The sequence below is a fragment of the Protofrankia sp. CiP1_Cm_nod2 genome, from assembly GCF_920664355.1.
GTDB lineage: Bacteria > Actinomycetota > Actinomycetes > Frankiales > Frankiaceae > Protofrankia.
In genome coordinates this window covers 16,566-23,957 of the sequence record NZ_CAKKTL010000070.1, presented here as the reverse complement: position 1 = coordinate 23,957, position 7,392 = coordinate 16,566, and the positions used below count along the sequence as shown (strand labels likewise).

The following is a 7,392-nucleotide window of genomic DNA, read 5'->3' as shown; positions in this document are numbered from 1 at the left end:
GATAAGCGTGAGGTTGAACTCCCGTTCCAGGCGCTCCCGGACGATCTCCAGGTGGAGCAGCCCGAGGAAGCCGCAGCGGAACCCGAAGCCCAGCGCCGCGGACGTCTCGGGCTCGTAGGTCAGCGCGGCGTCGTTGAGCTGCAGCTTGTCCAGGGCCTCCCGCAGGGCCGGATACTCACTGCCGTCGATCGGGTACAGGCCGCTGTAGACCATCGGGCGCGGGTCACGGTAACCGGCCAGCGGCGCCTGGGCCGGACGGGCCGCCGAGGTCACGGTGTCGCCGACCCGGGCCTGCCGGACGTCCTTGACCCCCGGGATGAGGTAGCCGACCTCCCCGGCGGACAGCCCCTCCCGCGGGATCGCCTCCGGCGAGATCACCCCGACCTCGAGGGTCTCGTGGCTCGCCCGCGTCGACATCATCAGGCAGCGGTCCCGGGCGGTCAGCCGGCCGTCGACCACCCGCACATACGTGATCACACCCCGGTAGGTGTCGTAGACGCTGTCGAAGATCATGGCCCGCGCGGGGGCGTCCGGGTCACCCATGGGCGCGGGGACCCGCCGGACGATCTCGTTGAGCAGCTCGGGCACGCCCTGGCCGGTCTTGCCCGACACCAGCAGCACGTCGGCGGGGTCGCAGCCGATGATCTGCGCCAGCTCGGCGGCGTACTTCGCCGGCTGCGCGGCCGGCAGATCGATCTTGTTGAGGACCGGGATGATCTGCAGGTCGTTCTCGAGCGCCAGATAGAGATTGGCCAGCGTCTGCGCCTCGATACCCTGCGCCGCGTCGACGAGCAGCACCGCGCCCTCACAGGCCGCGAGCGACCGGCTCACCTCATAGGTAAAGTCGACATGGCCAGGAGTGTCGATCAGATGCAGGACGTAGTCGCGGCCGTCGTCGGCCTGCCACGGCAGCCGGACGCTCTGCGCCTTGATCGTTATGCCACGCTCACGCTCGATGTCCATCTTGTCCAGGTACTGGGCACGCATGTTACGGGCCTCGACGACACCGGTGACACCAAGCATCCGGTCGGCGAGCGTCGACTTGCCGTGGTCGATGTGAGCGATGATGCAGAAGTTGCGGATCGACGCCTGGTCGACCGATGCCTGGTTGATACGACGGGGGTCGGAGGCTGGGGGCACGCGGAGTCTTCTCGTTTCGTCGGGATGGACTGTGTCATCGTGCCAGGCCCTGACACGCAAGGCTCGGCATACCAGGAGGCTCGGCATACCAGGAGGCTCGGCGCAGCAGGCACCGGCGCACCAGGGCTCGGCACGGGCCCGACGCGAGCCTGGCCCGAGCCTGGCGCGAACCCTGGCTAGCACATCAGACTCACCGCGTCGGACGCCGATGGCCACAGCTGACGGCCATCCCAGCGCCCACCGGACCGGCGCCCACCAGCCGCGACGGCCACCGGACGCAACGGTCGGGCGGCGCGGCCGGGCGCCGCGGCCCGCCCGGCCGGCGGGCACCGCCGGCACGCCCTCCGACACCGTTCGCGGGTAAGTTGGTAAGGTTACCGATGTTTCCCGGGCCCTACGGCTTCCCCGGTACCATCCGTGTACCGGCCGGTTGCCGTCGAGCCAGTCACGAACAGGCCGGTCCTGGTCCGACGCCGGGGCTCGACCGCCGTTCACACCGAATTTCATACCGACCCGACTTTCCTGCCAATTCGACGACCAGGGGTTCTTTCGCGTGGCCAACATCAAGTCGCAGATCAAGCGCAACCTCACCAACGAGAAGCGACGGCTGCGCAACAAGGCCGTGAAGTCCGAGCTGAAGACGCTCATCCGCCGCTTCCGGGAAGCCGTGGAGGCCGGCGATCAGGAGCGTGCCGGCCAGGAGCTGCGCGTCGCGTCGCGCAAGCTGGACAAGGCCGTCAGCAAGGGCGTCATTCACTCGAACCAGGCCGCCAACAAGAAGTCGGCGCTGGCCACCCGGTACGCCTCGCTGACCAAGGCCTGACGCCCGCGCGTCCGCTCGTACGCCGTCCACCTGCCGTTTTCCCGACCCGGGTCCGGCTGCTCCCCGGGCGGCGGACGGCGGCGCCCGCCTGTGGGACGTCCGTCCGCCCGACGTCCCACAGGTTTCGTCAGCGTCCCGACGACAGCCCGGGAGCTTGCGCATCGGCGTCGGCACAGAACACATCTGACGAGTCCATATCCGGTGAGTGCTGGAATGCGCGCTTTCAGTTTCAGTATGGCGACGTTTCGGGCGTCGGTGGCTCGTTCTCCGCGGGACGGATCCGCGCGTCGTCCACGGCCAGCATCTTCTTGATCGCGTTGTTGTAGGCCACCATGGTGATCGCCGTCAGCGGTAGCGCCACGATCACCCACGCGCTCGCCAGGTCGGCCAGGGCGATCAGGACGCCGAGCAGGACGCTGCCGGCCAGGATTCTGCCGGTGGAGAAGAACCCGTCCGCTTGTCCGACCGCGCCGCTGGTGGCTGAAGGCGACCCTGGTCCCGGCGTCGGTGTGCTTCCCCGCTCCGGGCCGGCCTGGTGCCCAGCGGCGTCGCGTCCCGGGCCGCGCTGACCGGGATCATCCTGGTACGGCCCGTCCCGGCCCAGGCTGCCCTGTGCCGGTGCGTCCGCGCCCCGGCCGCCCGCGTCCGCTCTCTCCTCGCCCCGGTCGTCCCTGACCGGGCTGGTTTCATCCAGGCCACCCTCTTCCAGGCCGGCTCCGCCCGGGCCGGCTCCGCCCGGGCCGCACCCTTCCGGGCCGCACCCTTCCAGGCCGCACCCTTCCAGGCCGCCTCCGTCCGGGCCGCCTCCGTCCGGGCCGGCTCCATCCGGGCCGCCTGCGCCTGGGCGGGCGGAGTCTCCCTGGTCGGGCCGGGGTGCCCGCAACGTCACCGCCGGGCTCCCGCCGGACGGCCACGGGCCGACACGATCTGGATGACGAGTCTTTCCAGCCCGTAGACCGGGTCCACGGCACCGCCCTTGACCGCCGTGTCCGCGGCGCTGACCGCGCGCATCGCGTAGGCCAGCCCCTCGTCACTCCAGCCCCGGGCCGCCCGCTGGGAACGCTCCACCTTCCAGTCGGGCATACCGAGGCTGCGGGCCAGCTCCCAGGTGGAACCACCGCCGGCGGCCGTGACCCGGGCCAGGTCACGCAGCCCGGTGGTCATGGCGCTCACGACGAGGACGGGCGGGACACCGCCCGCGAGCGTCTGGCGCAGTACGGTCAGGGCCTCGGGCAGGTCCCCCGCGATCGCGGCGTCCGCCACCGCGAAACCGGTGGCCTCAGCCCGGCCACGACGGTATCCGGCGACCAGGGCCTCGCTGATCGTTCCACCGGAGTCCGCGATCATCTGTTCACATACCATCGCCAACTCGCGCAGATCGCTGCCGACCGCGTCCACCAGTGCTTTCGCCGCGCCCGCGCTGATCTGGCCACCGAGACGGCGGGCCTCGGCCGAGACGAAGTCGTAGCGGTCCCGCGGCCGGGTGATACGCGCCGCGGTGACGACCGTCGCGCCCGCCGTCCTCATCGCCTCCGCCAGCTTGCGGTTGCGTACGACACCGCTGTGGACGACGACAAGCACGATGTCGTCCAGCGGGCGGGCGAGGTAGGCCAGCAGCGCCTCTCGAAGATCATCTGTAAGTTCCTGCGCGCCGCGGACCACGACCACCCGCAGCCCACCGAACATCGATACGCTGGCCAGATCAACCATGTCACTCTCGGTGAACTCGCCCGGTGCCCGGTCGACGACCTCCGCCTGTGGGTCGTGGCGCCGGGCGGCGTGGACGACGTCCCGGACAGCGCGGGAGACAAGCAGCTCCTCGTCACCGGAGACCAGGACCAGCCGTGGCGGCGCGGATGTCGGCGGCACGCTGGCGAGCATGTCACAGGGACGGTATCCGGACCTCACGAGCTGGTCAGGAACATCGAGTAATGACGATCAGCCATCAACGCGTGGACCAGATTCCAGCAGCACGTGACATCAATATCACCTGTATGCCCAGAGTGATGACAGACAGTGCGATGAGGACGCGGCGCCCACGGTGCCGCCGAACGGTCGCGAACAGCACCGCTGTGGTGGCGACGAGGGCCACCGCGCCGGCCGGGCCGGCCGGCCAACCGATCTCCGCGCCGGGTACGCGCGCCGCGACGTCCGCCACCGTGATCAGCCACCCGCACGGCACACCCGCGAGGGCCGCCAGGAGCCGGGCCAGCGGGTCGTAGACGACCGCGGCCACCGTGGCGAGGACCCCGAGGATGGTCGCCGGCGCGACCGCGGCCTCGGCGAGCATGTTGGCGGGAACGGCTACCAGGCTGACCCCGCCGCCGATGGCGACGATGATCGGCGAGCAGGCGACATGTGCCGCCGCGGCGACCGCGAGCGGCTCTGCCAGCCACCTCGGCAGCCGGCCCGCCAGCGCGTCCCGCCAGCCGGGGACGAGGATCACCAGTCCGGCGGTGGCGGCAACCGACAGGGTGAAACCGACCGAACGAGCAAGATCGGGACTGCTGAGGACGAGCACCAGCACGGTGGCCGCGAGCGCGGGCATGGCCAGCCGCGGCCGTCCGCTGCCGGCCGCGACGATCCCGATCAGCCCCATGACACCGGCCCGCAGGACGCTTGGTGACGGCCGGGCCAGGATGACGAAACCGACCAGGGCCATTGCGACCCAGCCGGCCCGCACCCACGGAGCCAGCCGGCTGCGCCGGACGACAACGGTCGCCGCGGCGATTATGATCATGCAGTTCGCGCCGGAGACAGCGACCAGGTGCGACATCCCGGCGGTCCGGAAGTCCTCCCGCACCTCGTCGTCGAGGTTGCTCGTGTCGCCGAGGACAAGGCCCGGCAGCAGCCCGCGGCGCGGGCCGGCAAGCCCCGACGCGGCGTCGCGCAGGCCCGCCCGCAGATGACCGGCCACCCGCTGCACCAGCGAGGGCGGGCCGACCGAGGCCGGCGCGGCCCGGACGAAGACGACAGCGGCGACGGTGTCAGCCGCCCTCGGCGGCGCCAGCCTTCCCGAGGTGCTGACATGCTGGCTCGGCAGCAGGTCCTCCCAGCCGGACGCGGTCGCGAGCACCAGGACCGGCTGCCGCAGCCGGATGTCGTGCCCGTCCGCGGTCAGCCGCTCCACCCGCATCGGGACGATGACGAGCCCGCCGCCCCCGTGGCTGACCCGCGGGTCGCCGGTCACCGTCCCTTCGATACCGGCGGACGCCCGGGCCGTGCCGAGGGCCGCGAGCGGGCCGAGCGTCCGGGCCCGGGCCGGCAGACCCGCCGCCAGCACGCCCGCGGCAAGGCAGGCCAGACATGCCAGGACCGTGCCCGCCGGCCGTCGGGCCGTCCGGCCGCGCAGCAGGGCCACCGCGCACAGCGGTATCACGCACAGCGGTGTCACGCACAGCAACACCCCGGCGATCCACAGCACGGCCACCGGTGGCACGGCCAGTCCGGCACCCGCGGCTCCCGCCCAGGCCGCGAGGGCTGGGGCGACCAGACGCAGGTCGGGCGGTTGATGCTGCGGATCGTGACCGGAAACGGTCATGTTCGTGCTCCACGCTACCCGGCCACCGGTGAACCAACACGCTCTCCGTTGAGCGCTGACAGTCAGACAGTGACGAGTGGCAGCAGGTCGGCAAGACGCTGATCACCGACTCCGGTCACCTCCCCCAGCTGTCGCGGAGAGGTGAAACCGCCGTGGGCCGCACGCCACTCGACGATCCGCTGGGCCAGCACAGGACCTACGCCGGGCAGCGCGTCGAGGGCTTCGGCCGTGGCCGTGTTGAGGTTCACCGGTGCCCCGGGCGCGGTGCCCGGCGAGCCCCTGCCACCGCCGCCCGCGGTGACACCGCTACCACCGGCGCTGCCGGCGGTACCGCCCGCGGGCTGGGGTGGTGCCGGTCCGGGGCGGCCGTCCACAAGAATCTGCTCGCCGTCCACCAGGCGACGCGCAAGCGCCAGCCCGGAGGTGTCCGTCCCGGGCAGCACCCCGCCGGCGCGGGCCACCGCGTCCACCACCCGGGATTCTCCCGACAGGGTGAACACTCCGGGATGGCGGACCTTGCCCGCGACGTCGACGACGACCTGCGCCTGCGGGCTCCCGGTGGCGGCGGGCGACGGCGGCGTCGCGGCCGTCACCGCGGCGGCCGCTGTACCGTGCCCCGGATTTGTGCCGGGCCCCGGATTCGTGAGGTCCGTCACCTGTACCGCCGGCGGAAGGGCCAGCACCGGCACTGGTCTGCCCCGCCAGGCGAACCAGCCGGCCACCAGCGCCGCGGCGAGGGCGACGAACGCGATCAGCAACGCGCCACGGATGGCCGGGTCGACCAGCCCGCCGCGCAGGGTGTGCGGCAGGCGTCCGGCCAGGCTGGATCCAGCCCGCTGGAGGGCTGTCCGCCGCTCCCCGCCGCCGGGACCGGCAGGCTCGGCCAGTATCTCGTCGAGGAAGGAAGCATCGATGGATGCCGTGCCGGCCGCGTCGGAGCGGGACGACCGGCCGTGTTCGCCGGGCACGGGTGGCTCCCCCCGGCGGGGGCCCGGCCCGGCGGGGCCCGGTTCCCTGTCAGGAGCGCCCGGAGCCGGGCCGGTGAGGTACAGCCGGCCCGGCTCCGGGCTGCCGCGTTCCCCCGTGACCGGGGCACGGGCCACCGGGGCACGGGCCACCGGGGCACGGGCCACCGGGGCACGGCTCTTCGCAGCGCCTGGCCGGACCACGGCAGCCACGCCCGAGCGGGTGCCGGGGGCAAAAGAAAGATCAGCCATGCCCGTGACGGTAGGGCCCCGCGCCGTGGCGGTACATCGTGTACCCCTCGCCTGTGGACAACCGTCTTCTGTCCACAGGACACCGCGAGTGACGGACAAAACCTGCTATGTACCGACCGTGTTCGGTATCACGGCCGACACGCGACAACACGCCCGATGCCCAATCAAAACGATCACGTATAGTTGCATCATACAATCAAGTAGCGAAATGTCGAGCCGTGGGATACATCGCGTTGCGACCTGCGTCGAATTCCTGTGGCCGCCCCACGCTCTCACTGTGCCGGCATCGCACGAGCGGCCCGCCCGACGGAGGATGCATGACGACCACCGGGAACAATGTCAGCCGTGACCGGAACCCACCGGACGGCACCGGTACGGGCCTGAGCCACCGGCAGATCGTCGTCATTATCACCGGGCTGATGACGGGCATGCTGCTCGCGGCACTGGACCAGACCATCGTCGCAACCGCGCTGCCGACCATCGTCGGTGAGTTCCATCGCAGCGACATGCTTTCCTGGCTGGTCGCGGCCTACCTGCTGACCTCCACGATCTCCGCCCCGCTGTACGGGAAAGCCGGTGACCTCTACGGGCGCAGAATCGTCCTGCAGCTGTCCATAACGATCTTCCTGGCCGGCAGCACACTGTGCGGGCTTGCCCAGTCGATGTACCAG

Annotated in this window: 7 protein-coding genes; 2 read left to right on the top strand and 5 right to left on the bottom strand. The window is 71.5% G+C overall.

The genetic code is table 11. The features are described 5' to 3' along the window. Positions 1 to 1,140: translation elongation factor 4 (gene lepA / locus NBW84_RS10320; RefSeq protein WP_250283989.1), on the bottom strand; the 1,140-nt coding region annotated here is incomplete at its 3' end. Positions 1,141 to 1,693: 553 nt separating this feature from the next. Here lepA and rpsT point away from each other — a divergent pair. Further along, entirely contained in the window at positions 1,694 to 1,963 is a 270-nt protein-coding gene (rpsT, locus tag NBW84_RS10315; RefSeq protein WP_250283987.1) for a 30S ribosomal protein S20, read from the top strand. Between the two features lie 229 nt (positions 1,964 to 2,192). Here the strand turns inward: rpsT and NBW84_RS24230 are convergent, their stop codons facing one another. From NBW84_RS24230 to NBW84_RS10295, 4 genes are all read right to left on the bottom strand, one after another. Next, the gene (locus NBW84_RS24230; protein ID WP_445548311.1) at positions 2,193 to 2,852 is read right to left on the bottom strand and encodes a hypothetical protein; all 660 of its coding nucleotides are present in this window, start codon (positions 2,850 to 2,852) and stop codon (positions 2,193 to 2,195) included. Next, positions 2,849 to 3,844, bottom strand: a complete 996-nt coding sequence (gene holA / locus NBW84_RS10305) for a DNA polymerase III subunit delta (protein ID WP_250283985.1) — start codon at positions 3,842 to 3,844, stop codon at positions 2,849 to 2,851. The genes NBW84_RS24230 and holA overlap by 4 nt, the downstream gene beginning before the upstream one ends. A gap of 64 nt (positions 3,845 to 3,908) precedes the next feature. Then, positions 3,909 to 5,504: a ComEC/Rec2 family competence protein gene (locus NBW84_RS10300; protein ID WP_250283983.1), complete on the bottom strand. Its 1,596-nt coding sequence runs from the start codon at positions 5,502 to 5,504 to the stop codon at positions 3,909 to 3,911. 62 nt (positions 5,505 to 5,566) lie between these two features. After that, positions 5,567 to 6,472 (bottom strand): helix-hairpin-helix domain-containing protein, encoded by a 906-nt coding sequence (locus tag NBW84_RS10295; RefSeq protein ID WP_250283981.1) that lies wholly within the window; start codon positions 6,470 to 6,472, stop codon positions 5,567 to 5,569. A gap of 566 nt (positions 6,473 to 7,038) precedes the next feature. Between NBW84_RS10295 and NBW84_RS10290 the strand changes: the two genes are divergently transcribed. Then, on the top strand, positions 7,039 to 7,392 hold a 354-nt coding region (locus NBW84_RS10290), incomplete at its 3' end, for an MFS transporter (protein WP_250283978.1).